The sequence below is a fragment of the Acinetobacter sp. YH12043 genome, from assembly GCF_013419915.1.
Taxonomy (GTDB): Bacteria; Pseudomonadota; Gammaproteobacteria; order Pseudomonadales; family Moraxellaceae; genus Acinetobacter.
Map to the genome: position 1 here is coordinate 19,412 of NZ_VOZD01000030.1, position 18,707 is coordinate 38,118.

The following is an 18,707-nucleotide window of genomic DNA, read 5'->3' on the forward strand; positions in this document are numbered from 1 at the left end:
AACAGGTTAAGGTATGATGTATTGCATTAGATTGGGGGTTGTATGTCGGATAAAAAAGAATTAGTTCAAGATTTAGCAGGAGCTTTAGTTGCCATTTTTGTAGGCTGTATAATTTTTATTTTCATTATAGTTAATATACCTGGAACAAAAGAAATAGATGGAGCTTTAATAGCGAATGTTTTCACTGGTGGGGTTACATTATTTGCACCTATAGCAGCTTACTATTTGCTTACTGATTGGAAAGACCAACACAATACAAATATAGAAAAAGAGTATTTAAAGGAAATATTTGATGAACTTAGAAAGTATAATAGAAAAGTTTTTAAATATGTAAATAAATCAAATGATTTTATTTTATATGAAAACAATTTTGGAACTGGTATTCCTTTTAAAGTAGACAAAACAGACCTTAATGAATTTAAAGAAAGCTATAATCATCTTATAACCATTCTAGGCGAGTATAAAATACTATCCAAAGATGAAAAAATAATTCAATATGCTAATGATTATGACAACTTAGCAAAAAATACTTATGCCATTTTTGAAGGAATTAATAATATTAAAGTTGAATTTAAAAGAAATATTTACGGTGAAGTAGAAGATACGGAAGAAGAAATAACAATAAAGAACAGATTTGAATTAAAAAATTTTCTAATGAAAAAAGAAGCTCTGACATTGTTAGGAAAAAAGCAAGATTATACTTACTGGCAAATATTAGAAAAATTTAAAGATAACCACAACGAATTTTATATCTACCTTATAGATAACAAACTTATTAAATGACCCCTGTCCAAATTAGGAAACAGGGGTTAAAGGAAAATCAGTCTTTGTAATAAATGCCTTTAGCTCCAATAGATCTAAGGGCAATTAATTGTAATAGTGAAATAGAATGTTTATCGTCAAGCTTAACGTCAATTAAGTGTAGTGATACTAGAAACATTGAGAATAAATAAGTGATTAATACGGCTTCCATATTAGTAGCTCCCGAAGTGAGTTTTAATATCTTTCATGTTGTCGTCAAATGATCCGTACAAGTCATCAATACCATAATCAATATCTAGGTCATCTGCATATTCGTTTTCATATTTGAGGAAGTTGTATGCTATTTCAGCATCAGCATTGAAGGCTGTTAATACACCTTTCTTATAGTCTGATTTGATGTCTACAAGGTGTTCGTATAGCTCGTCATCAATATCTGCTTCTTCAACGGATCTGCCGTTATAAAGTCCAGTTTGTAAGATCTTTGCTTTTACGATGTTGTTGTACTCTTTTTTTGATAATTTTTTCATTCCTAGTCCTGGTTAATCTTAAAGGGAACTGTGAAGCTCCCTCGCCTTTTTTAAATTTGTGTCTTAGTTGAAGTCTTCAGCGTTAAGCTCAATCTTCATTTGTCTAGCCATTGCAGCTAAACCTTTATATGTGATTCGAATTTGTGGTTGGTGAGTTGTAACCTTTTCAACTAAGTACCCACTCATGTTTTGGTAATAGCCAATTGAGTCACGTTTGAAGCGGTCCTTATTAATCCACTTCTTGTCATACATCCATTGCTTCATGTCTTTAAGCTTGATACCGCCTAAGTATTTGTAAGCATCTTGAAAGCACATAGATCCTTTCTTTCCAGCTATTAGGTCATAGGCATCTACAGTTGGCTTCATCACTTCAATTGCTTTAGCAGCTTCCAGTAACTTAGCTTCAACTTCCTGTTTAGCAGTTTCTTCTTCAATCCACTTTCTAGCTCTAGCTAAACGATCTTCAATCATGTAAGACGGCTTGTTCATCTCTAGGACTTGTTGTTTTAAGAATCTCCATTGGTCAACTAATTGACCTAAGAATAATGGTGAGAGTTGAGCAACAATAATTGTGGTATCACGTTCACCTTGATCGCCTTCAAATACATAAACCTTAGAGTTTCGAGTACGCCCCATTGCATCGAGAGATTGTTCATCCTCAATTTGAGGTTGGACAATTACACCTGAATTTATGAGAGTTTCGATAGTACGCTTAACATTGTCATGTCTGAGTTGAACTAAGTCTGCAATTTCCTGACTTGTCATTTTTATTGTTATTTCATTAGCAGTAATAATAGAGCTATTAAATGGTGTGGCATTTGTAGTATGTAATGATAAGTTTGACATTGTTTGTGTCCTTTTAAATATATTAGTTTAGAGTCGGCTAATAATCCTGATTGGATGCAGACTTAATATGTTGAGTTTGTGTATTGTTTATAGTCAGATAGGTTTTTTAATATGGGCTGACTATCCCCCACTTTTGTTTTTTATTGTTTTCTTGATAATGAGTATTATACAAAATTAAAATATAGTTTGCAATAGCTGATAATATATGTTAAGCAATCCTTAAAATAGCCTGATATTACGGGATAAAATAAGAATCTGTTATTTCACTAATCCTAATACTTTAAATGCAGGCTTAGAATTTGCTCTCGTATCTTTAACATCGTACCATTTAGAAATATCAGTAGCTTTGGCTTTATCTGGAATACCAAGTCTGTCGTATATTTCCTGAATCATAGTTTTAATATCAGATCTCAAATAAACCTGATCCTTTTTGAGATTTAAGAGAGTTGGAATTTCAGTAGCATTCTCTTTCTTAGCATCGTGGATCTTCATAGCACGTTCAATTGCAGGCTTACGGTACTCAAGCTTTCTGATCGTGTCATGCTTCAGCAAGTCGTATGCTGTTCTGTAATAGTCGTCTTTAGCGTCAACAAGCTTATAAACTTTAGCGTTCTCTTCGTCTCTAGCTTCACAGTATTCTTTCATCGTTTCATAGAAACATTGGCTATGACCAGTTAAGAACTTAGCTACGCCTGTAGGCTTATGAGCAAATGGTACGTGTTTAGATTCATCAGTTAATAAAGATTTGAATGATGCTGAATAACCTTCATCACTTACTTCTGCACCTTCTACAACTCGAACTACATACGTTGCTTGTAATGCTTCATAGGCTTGCAATTCTGCTTTCAGTGCAACGTCAGATACATACAGCTCTCCTTGTTCATTTCGGAATGTGTACTTATCATCTTCAGCAGCTTTGATAAGTTGAGCTTTACTTGCTTCAGACATTTTGCTTTCTTTAATATCGTGCAATACATCTCTACTGTTTTGGATACGCTTAACAACTGTAGACATCCACTCATCTTTAGTACAGCTTGCAGCTTCAGGTAAGTTACCTACCAATAGATTGATATGTTCGTTGTATTTGGTATTACGGATACGTCCAACGATCTGAGGTACTAATACGTGGAAGTCAACCTTAGTTGCATCTCTAGTACCATTAATGATGATGTAGGTTTGACCTTCTTCATCTAAAACGTCTGCACCTTCAAATGCTGTAGATGTATAAATATTGATCTTTCTTACTGGGTCTGTAATGTCAGCAATCGAAGCCCATTTAGTACCAAGTTTGCTATTAAAGGTTCTTTGATTTGCTCCTGATTTAGAGCATACAACACGAATATCATCAGGGTTGAACAAGTTTTTACCTGTTTCTGTATCTACCAGACCTTTAAGCTTGTTGATGACAGAAGCAATCTCAGTAACGCTGTTATAGAAGATATGTGCATTACCTTCGATCTTTCCCATTAGGTAATCATAGCAAAGTCCAAACAGTGCATTGTTTAAACCTACGCCCTGCTCAATGTTTTGAAGGTTGAACTTAACAGCACGTACTTCAGACCATTCAATAGTACATAAAGGCATATCTAACAATGCTTCTGGGAAGTATTCACGTTTTGTAGGTGTAGCAGTTAAGAATACATGAGAGCCAAACTTGTTATAGTTTTGAAGTACAAATTCGCATGTAGCAGCTTTGAATGATCCTAGATTAACTAGGGTATGTGCTTCATCGACCAATAGTTTGAAGTCTTTAGGATTGAAGCCTTTTGTTCTCAATAGCTTTGGAAGTGAGTCATAAGTACAAACAATTTTTTTAGGTTCAGCACCACTTTCTAAGTAGGCTGTAATTTCTTCTGACTCAGTATCACCATATACGCCAATTAGATCTACGATGCTTTGGTTATCTGCAATCTTTGACTTTAAAAGGTTGATATACGGTACTAATACAACATAGTTCACAGCATTTCTTAGGACTAGGGTTGTACCGCCACAGCCTGTAATTTGCTTATTTACATAGCAGTTATCAGGAAAGTCTTTGATAATATTTGAGAGCTTTTCTTTACTATGACCTGCAAAGATAGTGATTGAATTTTCTTCTTTATTTTGAGAGATTGTAGCTGTTGGATTAATAATTAAATCTTGTAAGTTCATTAAAAGGATACCTGGTTAGGTCTTGTTTTTTCGTGTCATTTATATTTGTTCAGGAGTAGAAGAGTCCTTTCTCCCTATGTTGTGTATAGTATCAAACTATGAAACGAATGTCAACACTTTATCTCACACAAACCCCCACCTTATAAATAGTAAGTAATTGATTGATATATTAGGGATACAAAAAAGTGTAAGGATGAATCCTGCCCCCTCTTCTATCCGATACCAGATAGGTTTCAGACAAAAAGAAGTACATATTTGTCTCAGAAGCTGACATCTGTCTTGAACGGCTTTTACCGTATTGGATCGCTAACGCACTCTGTAACTTTCATTACTATAGCTAGTTTGGTTCAGTCGTTTGTTTGCTCAAACATTTACTTCAGCATAGCTTCGTTTCACTTGCTATACTTCGTAAAGTTTCGAGCTAGAATCTGTTTTCACTTTTTACACTTTTTTTAAAATGCAAAAAATCCCTATAGCTCCTAAAGAAATCAGTGAGTTAAGGTAAAATGTTTACACTTTTTTTCACACAGCCCATTATATATTCATATATGAGTGTATAAAAGTGTCGTGAGATTAGAAAGTAAGTAGGTTGAGAAATAGTAGCTAGACTAGAGTTTATCTTGATTAAATAAAAATTAATTAATAATCAACTATTTATAAACTATTATCTTAAAAGAAAAGTTACTAAAAATATTATATATCTACCATTCAATCTAAAGCTCTAAGGAGCTTCAGACTTCATTCCATTCTACTGAACTAGATACTAGAAACAGCAAACAGATCTGTCGATCTATTTACTATTTCTTCACTATATAAAGAAAAATAGTTGTTATTGAATGATGTAACAAGCTTCTTCTTCATCTCCTTACAGTCGATGAACAATAACCTTTAACAGTCAGTATTCAATCTTTAATCTGTATCCGTACCTTACAGGCACGTATCCATATCAAACATCGAACTGACTGCTACTAACCTGTTTTCTTTCAATACCAATCAGAATGAGTATAGAAAAAGCATTCTCTTTCTTTTAAAAATAATATTAATTATTAAATTAAAAATAGAATTGGTATTCAGATCTGATCCTACGGATGTAGTGGTATTCGTTTCTGTCAGATTTAGTATCTGTAACACTCAAACTTCTATACTCCTTATCAGTCGTATATCAGCTTTCATTAACAGACAGTAATCAATCTATTTCGATCTACAGATAAATCCGTATCTCTCATATCTTGAACTGTCTGATCCTGGTCTTGTTTTGTGTATTGTTTATTTCTAATACCATTTCAAATAGAATGAAGCTACAACTTTACATATAACTGTTTAATATGAAAAAGATAGTTTTAGCTTTACTGTTAGCTTGTACTGGTACTTCAGCCTATTCAGAATCAGTATATGAATTAGCTCAAGCTCATTGTAAGAAAGCTGAAATTGTATCTTACACAGCTCAAACATACAGACAGTTAGGTATGAAAGCTTCTGAAACTACAGCAAAGCTTATGTCAGTTACAGCTAAAATGACTGATCAAGAAGCAAGAGAAAAAGAAGAAAAACAGATTTTCTTTATTGTTCAAGATGCCTATACGATACCTGTATATCCTGATCAAACTATGAAAAAGAAAGCTATTGCTGATTTTGAAGAACGTCACTATTTAGCATGTAGCCATTCATTTCAAAAAGCCATTGATAACTATGATAAATAGCCTATGTAGTATAGGTATTCATATTCTTAAAAGTTATAGAGATTGACATCTATATAAAAATATGTTATATATGTATCTGTTTTCTATAACTAATATTTATATGAAAGCGACATCAAAAATAATAATAAAAACTTCTAATAAAGAGAAACTATGTATTCAGTATATAAAATCTATCAAGCTGACAAGCTCGTACTTGTCACATATTCAGACATCATTCCTGAATTTACAGATACAACCAAACTAAAACTTATTCTAAATGGACCAACTATTCCTATTTCCTTATTTGAATCCTATTTCAAACATCCTGAACTGTTTTCTATTACTACCCATGAGATAGGTATTAGCAATGCACTGGATGCTAATCAGATCGTTCAAGAACAATCAAAACTAATTGGTACAGACAAACCTTCCATTAAAGCTAAAACCTCAAATAGAGCTATTAGTACAGCTAAGAAACCTCGTACTAAAAAGGCAGTTAAACAGAATGAAGATTAAGGGATGTAAACGACAATCCTTCCTAGATCAAGCTGTTCAAAATGGCGGTCAACCAATCTTCTACTTAATCAAATGTTGGGATAAGGAAGAAACCTTCTATAAGCTTGGTATTACAGTTAATAACATTTTAACTCGATACGGTACTGTGAAAGCTATGCCATACGAATGGGAGATCCTTCTCGAACTTCCTGATACAGCAGAAGCAGTCTATGACCTGGAAGTGAAGTTCAAAACAGAAATGCAGGACTACCACTATAAGCCTAAAATCTCATTCAACGGCTCAACAACTGAATGCTATACTGAGTTATCAGAAGCTTTACAACAACTTATACAATGAAAATCAGATTTTTGCTTGCAATCTTTACTCTTACATTATTTAGCTCTCCAAGTTATGCATTTAAAGTTTCATATACAGAATATGACAAACGCATTGATAACTTAGTTTTTATGTTGAATTTAAGAGATAAGGAACTTGAAGAAGGGAGCTTGACAGACGATCAGATTATAGAAAAACAATGTCACAGATACAGAATTTATGAAAGGATTTTGATACTCAGTGCAGAAAATTTACAATTTGATGAGTCATTAAGTCTTGCAAGTCAAAGTATTACTGCTTTAGAGGAATTAAATGATTTTTTTATTAGCAAATCTTCAACTTATAAAGATATGTGTCCATTATAATGAAACTAAGAATTGCCCTACTTGCTCTTATTATCTGCTCAAATGTTTCTGCAGAAAGACCGACTCAAAAAGAACAAGCATTACAGCCAGTCAAGGATTATGCATTATCAACCGCATGCGATACCACGTTTGAAAAATCTAAATATAATAATTTTGGCGATCCTAATCCCGAAAACTATACAGTTACATTTACAGATACATCGAGAGTTTACCAAGGTATTAATAACTATTATGTGCTTTGGGGGGGATATGAGGCTTGTAGCATCGGTGCTTCTGGGAAAAATTATTCTTATTATTTAACTGAAGTGGCATATAATGAATATGCAAATAGATATATTATTCAAGAGCATAATGTCTTAAATCATGTAGCAGATGAACCTTTTTTCAATTTAGGTAATCTTCAAAGTTTAGAACAAGTAGATTACAACACCTTTAAAATAAATATTTATATGTTCCGTGAATCAGACCTAGAACCATTAACTGGTGACATTAGAGAATCAGCGAAGCCTATTTATTATACTTTAACTATAGTGCCTGATTATTCTACAATATATGGATATGTCTATAAAGTAATAGATAAGTCTGGCATTAAATTAAAATACTAAATATAGTACTTTTGATGAGTATTATATACTATATGTAGTACATAAACCTTGACAAAGTTGTAAAAATGTGATATATTTCACATTACTTATTTAGAACGACTTAGGCTAAGTAAGCGTAATAACCAACTAGGTCAGTCATTTATATATCCTTTATTTCATCCTTAACTAATAGCTTATCTAGGTAGGCTGTTCGATCCCCTTTTAGCTCAGTTTAGTTTATCTCTTTCTATCCTGAGCTTTCTTTAATAGCTCTATAAATACAGCTATTAATATGATAACAATAAACAAGATCTATATTTAAAACAGACATATAACTTTTTAAAAAAGAGACTATCTAATACTTATAAATACAAAGACTACAGTACAACAATAACAAGAACTAAAGAAAAGACTGCATAGATCCAAGTGCTAGATAAAGAATTAGATAAGACAGAACAGATCAACATCCCTTCTATATACCTATGTACGCACGTACACGCACACGCATTTTGCAACATTGGATGCCACATATCTTTTAGAACAAAGAGAACGGTAAGACGCACCTAGACAAGCGTTCAGGATCTTGGCTTTGCTCAAGACAAACAGCTTCATCGTTTGGCTTGATCCGAAGGACAAGAAGCCTGCATAAACGCCCAACAACAGAACAATAAAAATTAATAGAGGTATTAATACAGCTATGGCTAGTAAACCTAAAGTCGTACAGCAAGAGTCACCTGAAGAGATCGAACGTAAAGCCAAAGAGCTTGCACAGAAAGAAGCAAATGAGAACTCAGCAGTAAGACGTAAAAACAAACAAAGCACAGCATTAGGCAGTTTGACAGAGACAGTCCTTTCATCTGCGCCTAAAACGAATACAGGTACTTAATAACGAGATGAAGGCACAACAAATACTCAAACGCCTAAGTCAATTGAAATCAGATCGAATTAAACACGAAGCTCATTGGAAGGAATGTTATAAATATTGCGCTCCTGAACGTCAGCAAAGCTTTACAGATGTAGCAGCATTAGCTTTAGAACAAGAACGTAAACAGGCTCGTACAGACCTCTTCGACACAACAGCAGTAGAAAGTATTCAACTACTTGTTAGCTCTATTGTTAGTGGTACTACAAGCCCTGTCAGTATTTGGTTTAAATCAGTTCCAAGCGGTGTAGATACACCTTCTCAGCTCACACAAGGCGAACAATGGTTAAGCCAAGTAGATCAATTCCTATTTAGAAATATCCATGCATCTAACTTTGATTCAGAAGTTACAGACTTTCTTACCGACTTAGTAGTCGCAGGATGGGCAGTATTGTATGCAGATACGAATAGAGACAAAGGCGGTTTTACATTTAATACCTGGTCTATTGGCAACTGCTATATCAGCTCAACACAAGCAAATGGGTTGATCGACACAATTTATAGAGAGTTTGAGTTATCAGCAGAACAGATTGTATCTGAGTTTGGAATAGACAACGTATCAGAAAAAGTTAAAACAGCATTAGAAAAGAAACCTGATCAGAAGTTCACACTTGTTCAAGCAATCTTCCCTAGAGACAGTAAGTTTGTTAAAGGTGAAGAAGGTAAACGTGTTTCAACATCAATGCCTTTCGCTTCATACACAATTGAATCTCAATCAAAACACATCCTAAAAGAATCAGGCTTTGAAGAGTTCCCTTGTGTGGTAAGTAGATTCAAGAAGATACCTGACAGCCACTATGGTTTAGGTATGGGTAGTATGGTGATCAGTGATGCTAAGACAGCCAATCAGATTATGAAGCTCTCTCTACAGACAGCAGAACTTAATTTGGGTGGTTTATGGATTGCTCAAAACGATGGAAATATTAATCCTCATACACTTCGTATTCGACCTAATGCAATCATTGCAGCTAACACAGTAGACAGTATTAAACGACTCGATACAGGATCAGCTTCAGTAGGACTAGGACTAGACTTCCTTCAACACTTCCAAGCGAAGATTAAACGTACATTAATGAGTGACCAATTAACGCCACAAGGCAGTTCACCGTTAACAGCTACAGAGATCCAAGCAAGAGTACAGGTATATCGTAATCAACTCGGCTCAATCTTCTCTCGTATGCAATCAGAATACTTACAAGTATTACTAGAACGTACATGGGGATTAGCAATGAGATCAGATGTTCTTCCACCAGCACCAGAAGAACTTATGCAAGCTGCAAGAATATCTTTCAACTTCATTAACCCTATGGCTGCATCACAGAAGCTCGAATGGGTAACAGCTATTCAAAACCTAATGCTCAACGTATCTCAGATGGCACAGATTGATCAGACAGTAATGGATAACCTAAACCTAGATGCAATGGTACAAGTTATGGCAGACGCTCTATCAGTACCTGTGGAAGCGATTAGAACGGATGAAGAGATAGCAGAACTCAGACAAGCTAAACAGGAACAACAACAAGCTATGCAAGAGCAACAACAGCAACAAGCTCTCATGTCACAAGTTGGTCAGACAGGCTTAGAAGTAGCTAAGGAACAAGCAAAGAACATGACACCTGATCAGTTAGGAGCAATGTTTGAACAGTAATAAATATCAGAGAGTCTTTACCAGTAACGAAGGTATAGAAGTATTAGATGATCTTATTTCTATCTTCCATACACAACTAGCATTCGATAAAGACTCAGCAACACAGACTGCATTTAATCTAGGTCAACAGGACGTTATCAACTTCATCTTGGCTCGTATTAAAGAAGCAGAACAACCTAAGTAATAAGAATAAAAAAGAGAATAAGCAATGACAGACAACTTAGAACAACCACAAGCAATTGAACAAGATACAGCACTTAGTACAGCAAATAATAGCAGTAATGAAACAGCTATCCCTGACAAGTTTAAAGTAACAGCAGAAGATGGATCTGTAGACTATAAAGCCACTGTAGCGAAGATGAATGAATCGTATTCATATCTGGAAAAGAAAGTTGGTACAGGAGAAGTCGCTCCTAAATCTGTAGATGAATATTCAATTGAACGTGAAGATTTTAGCTTTGAAGACTTTAAAGCAGATGAATCTAACAAAGCATTTTTAGAAGAAGCTCATAAGCATGGGATTACAAATAAACAGCTCGACTTCCTATTAAGTGAATACGATAAACGTGCAGTAGATCTAGTATCTAATAACTCTCAAATTGACACAGATACAACAGTACAAACACTTCAAACAGAATGGGGTGATAAGTATGAAGCCAATATCTTTAATGCAGTTAAAGCAGCTAGAGCATGTGGTATTACAGACGAACAGATCAACGATCCTTTAATTGGAAACAACGTAGCCTTTATTAAGATGGCTGCATATTTCGGTTCACAGATCAATGAAGACAAGCCAATCAATAACGGTACACCTGTAAACGTAGACGTTAATTCTTTAATGCGTAGTGAAGCATTTTTCGATTCTAAGCATCCAGATCACAAGTCTGTCAAAGCTCAGATTGATTCGTATTACAACAGCCTAAGACGTTAAACAAATAGCTCCTGAAGTGGCGTTCAGATAAAGCTTCAAGCCATACAGAGTCCTTATGTAGAGCATGGGAACTGTATCAACTCTTATCAGCCCGATATGGATAACTGAAACAACAACAGGCTCTACAACTACAACAACAAACATATAGAGCATTCAAAACAATACAAATAATAGCTCTATTAACAATGCAAATAAAATAAAAATAAGGACTAAATAACAATGTCATATAACACTATTGATTCAGTATTTGTAAAACAATATGCAGATACATACATCTCTTTGATGGAACAAAAAGAAAGCAAACTATTAAGCACAGTAACGAATATTGGTGCAGTAACGGGCAATAGCTTCAGCGTAAACGAAATGGGTACTCTAGGTGATGAGTTCAGTACATTAACTCGCTTTGGTGAGACTGCTTATACAGATGCTTCATTCGCTTCTCGTTTAGCAACAATGAATGATTTTCCTAACTTCACACGTTTAGCTATTCAAGATCTTTACAAGCTCAAGGCTCAACCACAAGACCAACTATTACAACGTCTTCATGCTAAATGGAATCGTAAAGTAGACTCAGTTGTATATAACGCTCTTATCGGCAATGCAGCTCGTAAAGTAGTAGGTGCTGACACTTATACAAACGTAGCTCTTCCAGACACTCAAATCTTAGGTGATGCAGCAGCAGCTCCAACTAAGCAATTACTAATCGACATCCGTACTAAGTTTATGGAAAACGAATGTGATGAAGACATCTACATTACTTACGACTCTAGCCTACTTAATTCTATCTTGGCAGATCCTACACTTACCTCTTCTGATTTCTTAGCAGGTCAAATGTTACAGAAAGGTGAAGTATCTAATTTCTTAGGTTTTAATTGGGTACATGCAGAGTTCGTTAAAGCAGCAGATGGCTTATCAGCTACAGGCGTTGCTTATACACGTTCAGCAGTAGAAGTAGGTATCAACTCTATCTCTCCATTGAAGATCGTAGAAGTTGAAACAGCTAACCGTTACAACTCGATTGGTCACATTGAAGCTTTAGGTGCAGTTCGTACCGATGAGAAACGTGTAGTAGCGTTCAAATACAAAGTTTAATAGCAGTATTAACACAGCTAATTAAATAACTAAAGCTCCTTATTTGTAACAGGGTAGGGGGCTTTCAATACCTAATAATAACAATAACAAGGAAGCTCAATGACTACTAAAACAGACATAGCAAATCAGTCATTACTTATGATTGGTGCAGACTCAATTACAAGCTTTGAAGAGAATACAATTACAGCTAGACGTATGAGAACAGTCTATGATAGTTCACGTAAAGCATTGTTAAGACTTCATCCTTTCCAATGTGCAACTAAGCGCATTAAACTGAATCCAATATCAACTCAACCTGAATTTGGATACGCATATCAATTCCAATTACCAGATGACTTAATCAGAATCATCACAGCCAATACAGAAGACTATGTAGTAGAGACAGACAGACTACTTAGCAATTCAGATCAACTTAACCTTGTATATGTATTCGATAATAAGAACGAAGAAAGTTATGACAGCCTATTTATTGAATGCCTAGTCTTGTATCTAGCTTATAAAATTACAAAAGCTACAACAGGCTCACAAGGAACATCAGACAGCTATTACATGCAATGCCAAGAGCTATTAAAACAAGCTAAGGCAACTCAAGCACAAGAAATACCATCACAACAATTCTTTAAAGAAACAGACTATACACTGATCAGAGGTCGCTAATGGCTAAGATCAACTTAATTAAAAACAACTTCACTTCAGGAGAGTTAAGTCCTCATATTTGGATGAGAACGGATCTTCAACAGTATAGAAACGGCACAAAAGAGATGCTTAATTTCCTTCCAATCATAGAAGGTGGATTAAAGCGTAGAGGTGGAACAGAAGCTCTAGCTACAACAGCAGGAGCAATTAGAATACTGCCTTTCATTATCAGTCACTCAACAGCCTACTTACTTGTTTTCAAGCCTAATCAGATAGACGTACTTAATATAAACGGTGCTGTAGTTAAAAGCTTATCAACTCCTTATACAGCTCAAGACATTAAAGAGATCAGCTATACACAGAATAGGTATCAGTTCTACATAGCACACAGTAAACATCCTCTAGCATGGCTGAGAGCTTCAGAAGATCTAACCAATTGGTCCTATGATCCATTTGATTTTTATGTACCGCCATTAGAAGAAGTAGAGACTCCTGCTTTACCATTGAAGTCTAATGAAAAGAATGCAGGGAAAATAGCAACACTAACAGCTTCACCATTTGCAGCGTATGACAATACAAAACGCTATCAAGCAGGGGAGATCTGCCATCATACAATTAGTGGTACTAAATACTATTTTAGAGCTTTGCGCATAACACAAGGCAATACACCAACATTAGGATCAAGTGGTCCTGATCCAAGTCCAGATAGTAATTGGTCAACAACAGCCGTAACAGATGCTCAAGCATTCACAGCAGCAGATGTAGATAAATTTGTATTCATTAATGAAGGAATTGTCCGTATAGATGAGTACGTAAAATCTGACACAGTAAAAGGTGAAGTCCTTTTAAAACTAACAACTGACATAGAAGCAATTGCTAATGCTTGGACTCTTAAACAAGACATCTTTGAAGTCAATCTAGGTTATCCAAGAGCAGTTACCATGTATCAGCAACGACTTGTTATAGCAGGAACTAAAACATATCCAAACTATGTATGGTTAAGCCGTGTAGGAGATGTAACAAACTTCCTTCCTACTACAGCAGATGGAGATAGTTTTACTGTATCAGCAAGTTCAGATCAGTTAACCAATGTATTACATCTTGCTCAATCAAGAGGTATATGTGTAATGACAGGGGGGTCTGAATTAGTAATCAGTTCTCAAAACTCTATGACTCCTACTAATACATCAATCCTAGAACATACAAGCTTTGGCTCAACAGAAAACATCAAGCCAATTAAAGTAGGCTCAGAACTTATCTTCGTACAGCGTGGAGCAGAAAGAATCCGTACCTTGCTTTATGACTATTCTATCGACTCATTAACTTCTAATGAGCTGACAGTATTAGCAAGCCATATCGCTAAAAAGAGTGGTGGATTTAAAGAAATGGTCTACTGTGCTGAACCAGACTCAATTATTTGGTTTGTATTAGGCAATGGTAAGTTAGCAAGTCTGACATTAAATAGAGAGCAATCAGTTATAGCATGGTCTACACATGATATCGGTGGAACAGTATTAAGCGTAACGTCCTTACCTTCTACTACTGGAGCTGACAGACTTTATTTTCTAGTCAATCGAAATGGCACAGTACAAATTGAACAGATGAAAGAAGATCTACTATTAGACTCAGTAATCAAAGTCAACGTACAACATAACAAGCCATGTATTGTAGAGCATAGTCAGATTGGTATTTTAGGAAATGATGTAGCTGCTTATTACAAAGACAACAACTCAACATACATCCTTCCAATACTAAAAAGAGAAGGGAATAGATTAACAATCAATTGTGATCCATCAGTCAATCAGATCTATATAGGTCGCAAGTTCACATCAAGAGTTAGTTTATTTGCTCCTGAATTACAGGGCAGTCCTGCAACATCAAGTCCAAGCATTATCAAGATCAATCATATTAACTTGTATTTGTATGAGTCTCTTAATCCTACAGTCAATGGAGAGTTAGTAGAGCTTAAACAGTTCAATGAGAATGTATTTGATGCTCCTAAGCCATTTACAGGCTCTAAGCGTGTAGAGATGAATGGATGGAACGATTTTGATAACTTCAAGCTCATCATAGAACAAACTGAACCTTTACCACTTCATATAACAGCCGTTGTAATAGAACAGAATATTAATGACCGTTAAGATCGAGGATTTGACAAGTTTCTCTTGAGATCCTTTGATAACAGAAGAGTTTAGAACCGTCAGGGTGGCTTACAGATATGTTGTCACCACTACGTTCAATAATACCGCCTTCTTGAGTTATTTGATGAACGAAGGCCGCATGAACAGCATCGTGATAAGCTTGAAGCTGTTTTCTTTGTTGTTTTTGTGAAGCGTACTGACTATAAGCATTAGCAACATCACTAAGACTTTGGCTCATTTGTTGGTAATTTTGAGTCATAGCTTGATTATAAGCTGCTACATCAATATTAGGACCAGGTATAGGTTGCCACTTAGAACGGAAATCCGCATTAGCAGAAATAGAAGTCATAGCAAGGAACAATAAAGTTATTTTTCTAAGCATGATATTTCACAAAAATAGTTATATTTACAAATATATAAGAAGAATAAAGTGTACTACATAGAAAAAGCAAAAATATCTGATATTCCAAATTTATTACAGCTAGCTTCAGACTTTTGGAATGAATCCCCTACATACTCACAACGTCCAATGGACCTAGATATAGTTAAAACACATTTACAAGCTCTAATCTGCTATCCATCTCAAGGATGCGTATTAGTTGTTAAGGATGAAGCAGGAACGATATTAGGTGGCTTTGTAGGTGGCTTAACAAGAGAATGGTTTAGTGCTACAAGCTTGATGGCTTTTGACTACTGTATATTTGTTAGCTCTAATAATAGAGGCAGTAAAGTAGCTTATTTACTTGTTAAAGCCTTTATTGAATGGGCTAAAGAAGCAGGAGCTACAGTTATTCAATGTGGTACTGCAACCAAGATCAACACAGAAAGAACAATAAGCTTCTACAAGAAGTTTGGCTTTGAACATACAGGCTCATTTCTTGAAATGAAGCTATAAACACATAATAAAAATAATAATGAGGTAAGTATGGCAGCAGCAGGAGCAGCAGCAATCGCTATGTGGGTTAGTACAGCTTTAGCAGCAGCAGGCACAGCTTATGCAGCAGTTAGCGCACGTAACCAAGCTAAAGCACAATCCAAACAAGCAGAACAAAATGCTAAGAATGCAGAAAGTGCAGGAAGGGTAGAAGCGAACCGTATCCGTGAACTAGGAAAGAAACAGGCATCAGCAGCTCAGGCTCAGATGGCAAGTAACGGACTAGATCTGAATGCAGAGAATACAGTAGTAGATGTGATTGAAGACGATATTAGTTTGAACTCATCTAAAGATGCTTGGACAAGTTTCTTTAATGCTAAGAATCAATCAGCACAATTTAAAACAGATGCTTCAGCTCATAAGGCTCAAGCTCGTAACGCTACAGTAAGCGGTATCTTAAATACAGGATCAACTCTTTTATCAGGAGCAGGACAAGCTTCACAAATGAGTAGAGCATCAACAACAACTCAACCTGTATCGAACATCCAATCTAATTCATTAACTATGGATACAAGCAGAATCAAACAGAATGCTTCAGGGTGGGCTTAATTATGGCAGTTCGTATCCCATTAGGTAACTTTGGCAATGTGATGCCACAAGCACAAGTAGGAAGAGTATTAGATACAGGTGCAGGACAAGTCGCTCAAGCAGTCGGCAATGTTTCACAGGTAGCACAACAATACGCTGTTAAGGAACAGAAGATCCAAGACGAAAAGGATCAATACCAATTCAACATAGAAGCTTCTAAGTATGGGGCTGAGTATCAAGACTATATTTCTGAGACTAAACAAAAATTAGTAACAGGTGAATTAGATGAAGCTACAGCTAAAAGCTATTTAAGACAGCGTACAGATGAACTAGCTCAAAACTATGTAGGACGTATCCCAGAGAAGCAGAAAGAACGATTTAACTACTATTCAGAGAAGATGTATAACGATTCTCAAGCCTTCATCAAGCCACTAGCTTATGAGACAGAACGTAGGTCCATTAATGCAGACTTTGAACAAGTAGGAGAAGCTACTCTTAAAATTGAGAATAGGGAACAAGCATTCGCTCTATATCAAGATACAGTCAACCGTAACCCTGTTTTAACTCCTGAACAGCGTACAGAGTCAATTCAGAAATGGAATGAACGTAGAGACCTGTCAGATGGTAAAGGGGTACTAAGTAGTTTAGAAACTGCCGAAGACATAGAAGCTCTACAGGAATTGAATAAGAATGTAGATACAGTCTTCCCACACATGAAGGTAGAGACTAGGGATGCTTATAAATCTAATATCGAGTCTGCTATAGACCGTATTCAGAAAGGGCAAGCAATCAAAGCTAAAGAGCTGGATAAAGAACATGCTCAACTTACAAAAGATTTTGTAGCAGATGCTTATACAGGCTATCCATTATCTACAAGCCTAGTTAATGAAACACTAGAAGCAGTTAAGGGTACTAAATATGAAACTGAAGTAAGAGAAGCCGTTGCATTGAATAAAGATGCTCAAGCCTTCAGAAATGCTTCACCGATTGAACAGGAACGTAGTATAGCAAGACTGACTTCTGAACTAGAAAACAGTCCTCAAGAAGACGCTACAGCTCTTCAAAAGAAATTAAATGTATTCAAAGATATTGCAGCTACTTCTAAACAACGTGCTAATGATGATCCTGTAGCTTCAGTACAGTCTCAAACTGGACATAAGCTTTATACAGTTACTCCTGAGCAGATTGGTACTGGTCAAATTGATTTTAAGAAAGCTCAGATAACAACCCAATTACTTGCTGAACAGAAAAAAGCGAATGGTGGTGTCGGCTCATTGATCCAATGGAACAAGTCAGAACGTACAGCATTCTTAGATTGTTACCATGATGCAACGCCTAGTAAGCAGAAGGCTATGTTGACTGATCTAACTAAAATGGCAGGAAGTAATAAAGAAGCACAAAAGGAATATTTCAGCCTTATCGGTGGTGAAAAGAATGCTTTTGATTATGTTGGTATCGCAAAACTGAATGAAAAAGATGTCAGATTAACAGGTACAAATATTAGAGCAGCAGAAGTCGCTTTAGAAGGTAAACAGATTCTAAATGCTGGACAAGCTTCTGTACTTGGCGCAGAGAAAGAGTTTCACAATTCAATACAACCTGAATTTGGTAATGCAGCAGCTATAGGTACAACTGAACATCGAGCTTATCAAAACTTAGCTTATTCCATATATCTAGGACTCGCTAAACGTGGTGAGAGCTTTATTAAATACGATGAAAAAGGTAATCCATTAATCAACAAGCAAATGGCTAAACAAGCTTTTGATATTGCTACAGGTGGAACGTATAAACAGAAGCTAGGTAAGAATACCAATCACATCTTTATGCCTTATGGCTTTACTCAAAACAGTTTTGAAGATCATATCCAAAACCATTTTAGAACTGAGTATCGTAAAGAAACAGGCTTCCTTCCTCCTGACGAAAACATCTTAAAGACACACGTAGTTAAGCCGTTACCGAATGCTAATGGTTGGTTTGTATTTATAAGACCAGATGGCAAGTTAATGAAGAATCCGAAGACAGCAAAACCTTACATGATGAAAATAATAAAATAACAAGGAAAACACATGGGCTTATTAAGCGGTGAATTTACAGAACAAGACATAGCCTTCGATGAAACGAAACTAACA

At 35.6% G+C, this 18,707-nt stretch carries 20 protein-coding genes; 16 read left to right on the plus strand and 4 right to left on the minus strand.

Annotation, left to right across the window (positions count from 1 at the left end; genetic code table 11):
• Positions 1-42 precede the first annotated feature (42 nt).
• Positions 43-783 (plus strand): hypothetical protein, encoded by a 741-nt coding sequence (locus FTU01_RS13260; protein WP_180139523.1) that lies wholly within the window; start codon positions 43-45, stop codon positions 781-783.
• A 191-nt stretch (positions 784-974) separates the two neighbouring features.
• Here the strand turns inward: FTU01_RS13260 and FTU01_RS13265 are convergent, their stop codons facing one another.
• The 3 genes from FTU01_RS13265 to FTU01_RS13275 form a co-directional block, all read right to left on the minus strand.
• On the minus strand, positions 975-1,289 hold the full coding sequence (locus FTU01_RS13265; RefSeq protein ID WP_180139526.1) for a hypothetical protein: 315 nt from the start codon (positions 1,287-1,289) through the stop codon (positions 975-977).
• A gap of 63 nt (positions 1,290-1,352) precedes the next feature.
• Complete coding sequence (locus FTU01_RS13270) at positions 1,353-2,135, minus strand: phage antirepressor KilAC domain-containing protein (protein WP_180139529.1); 783 nt, start codon at positions 2,133-2,135, stop codon at positions 1,353-1,355.
• A 258-nt stretch (positions 2,136-2,393) separates the two neighbouring features.
• A complete protein-coding gene (locus FTU01_RS13275; RefSeq protein ID WP_180139532.1) occupies positions 2,394-4,286 on the minus strand; it encodes a DEAD/DEAH box helicase family protein in 1,893 nt (630 codons plus the stop codon).
• A 1,325-nt stretch (positions 4,287-5,611) separates the two neighbouring features.
• On the opposite strand from FTU01_RS13275, the gene FTU01_RS13280 reads away from it, so the two are divergent.
• The 12 genes from FTU01_RS13280 to FTU01_RS13335 all read left to right on the plus strand — a co-directional run bounded on the left by FTU01_RS13280 (position 5,612) and on the right by FTU01_RS13335 (position 15,116).
• The gene (locus FTU01_RS13280; RefSeq protein ID WP_180139535.1) at positions 5,612-5,986 is read left to right on the plus strand and encodes a hypothetical protein; all 375 of its coding nucleotides are present in this window, start codon (positions 5,612-5,614) and stop codon (positions 5,984-5,986) included.
• 150 nt (positions 5,987-6,136) lie between these two features.
• The gene (locus FTU01_RS13285) at positions 6,137-6,481 is read left to right on the plus strand and encodes a hypothetical protein (protein ID WP_180139538.1); all 345 of its coding nucleotides are present in this window, start codon (positions 6,137-6,139) and stop codon (positions 6,479-6,481) included.
• Positions 6,471-6,818, plus strand: coding sequence for a hypothetical protein (locus FTU01_RS13290; RefSeq protein WP_180139541.1), 348 nt, complete (start codon positions 6,471-6,473; stop codon positions 6,816-6,818). The genes FTU01_RS13285 and FTU01_RS13290 overlap by 11 nt, the downstream gene beginning before the upstream one ends.
• Positions 6,815-7,162 (plus strand): hypothetical protein, encoded by a 348-nt coding sequence (locus FTU01_RS13295; protein ID WP_114237937.1) that lies wholly within the window; start codon positions 6,815-6,817, stop codon positions 7,160-7,162. Before FTU01_RS13290 ends, FTU01_RS13295 begins: the two co-directional genes overlap by 4 nt.
• Positions 7,162-7,767: a hypothetical protein gene (locus FTU01_RS13300; protein ID WP_180139543.1), complete on the plus strand. Its 606-nt coding sequence runs from the start codon at positions 7,162-7,164 to the stop codon at positions 7,765-7,767. Before FTU01_RS13295 ends, FTU01_RS13300 begins: the two co-directional genes overlap by 1 nt.
• 676 nt (positions 7,768-8,443) lie before the next feature.
• Positions 8,444-8,632: a hypothetical protein gene (locus tag FTU01_RS13305; RefSeq protein ID WP_180139545.1), complete on the plus strand. Its 189-nt coding sequence runs from the start codon at positions 8,444-8,446 to the stop codon at positions 8,630-8,632.
• A 7-nt stretch (positions 8,633-8,639) separates the two neighbouring features.
• Complete coding sequence (locus FTU01_RS13310) at positions 8,640-10,316, plus strand: portal protein (RefSeq protein WP_180139547.1); 1,677 nt, start codon at positions 8,640-8,642, stop codon at positions 10,314-10,316.
• A complete protein-coding gene (locus FTU01_RS13315) occupies positions 10,306-10,500 on the plus strand; it encodes a hypothetical protein (protein ID WP_180139549.1) in 195 nt (64 codons plus the stop codon). Before FTU01_RS13310 ends, FTU01_RS13315 begins: the two co-directional genes overlap by 11 nt.
• 24 nt (positions 10,501-10,524) lie before the next feature.
• Complete coding sequence (locus tag FTU01_RS13320; protein ID WP_180139552.1) at positions 10,525-11,247, plus strand: hypothetical protein; 723 nt, start codon at positions 10,525-10,527, stop codon at positions 11,245-11,247.
• Between the two features lie 219 nt (positions 11,248-11,466).
• Entirely contained in the window at positions 11,467-12,339 is an 873-nt protein-coding gene (locus tag FTU01_RS13325) for a phage capsid protein (protein ID WP_180139555.1), read from the plus strand.
• A gap of 99 nt (positions 12,340-12,438) precedes the next feature.
• Positions 12,439-12,996: a hypothetical protein gene (locus FTU01_RS13330; protein ID WP_180139557.1), complete on the plus strand. Its 558-nt coding sequence runs from the start codon at positions 12,439-12,441 to the stop codon at positions 12,994-12,996.
• On the plus strand, positions 12,996-15,116 hold the full coding sequence (locus FTU01_RS13335; protein ID WP_180139559.1) for a hypothetical protein: 2,121 nt from the start codon (positions 12,996-12,998) through the stop codon (positions 15,114-15,116). Before FTU01_RS13330 ends, FTU01_RS13335 begins: the two co-directional genes overlap by 1 nt.
• On the opposite strand, the gene FTU01_RS13340 is transcribed toward FTU01_RS13335, so the two are convergent.
• Complete coding sequence (locus tag FTU01_RS13340; RefSeq protein WP_180139562.1) at positions 15,103-15,465, minus strand: hypothetical protein; 363 nt, start codon at positions 15,463-15,465, stop codon at positions 15,103-15,105. The two genes, FTU01_RS13335 and FTU01_RS13340, sit on opposite strands and share 14 nt — an antisense overlap.
• An 81-nt stretch (positions 15,466-15,546) precedes the next feature.
• Between FTU01_RS13340 and FTU01_RS13345 the strand changes: the two genes are divergently transcribed.
• From FTU01_RS13345 to FTU01_RS13355, 3 genes are read left to right on the plus strand one after another with little or no spacing between them, the layout of a single operon-like run.
• Positions 15,547-16,011 (plus strand): GNAT family N-acetyltransferase, encoded by a 465-nt coding sequence (locus FTU01_RS13345; protein WP_180139565.1) that lies wholly within the window; start codon positions 15,547-15,549, stop codon positions 16,009-16,011.
• Positions 16,012-16,041: 30 nt separating this feature from the next.
• A complete protein-coding gene (locus FTU01_RS13350; protein ID WP_180139569.1) occupies positions 16,042-16,599 on the plus strand; it encodes a hypothetical protein in 558 nt (185 codons plus the stop codon).
• Between the two features lie 2 nt (positions 16,600-16,601).
• Positions 16,602-18,632: a hypothetical protein gene (locus tag FTU01_RS13355; RefSeq protein ID WP_180139572.1), complete on the plus strand. Its 2,031-nt coding sequence runs from the start codon at positions 16,602-16,604 to the stop codon at positions 18,630-18,632.
• Positions 18,633-18,707 lie beyond the last annotated feature (75 nt).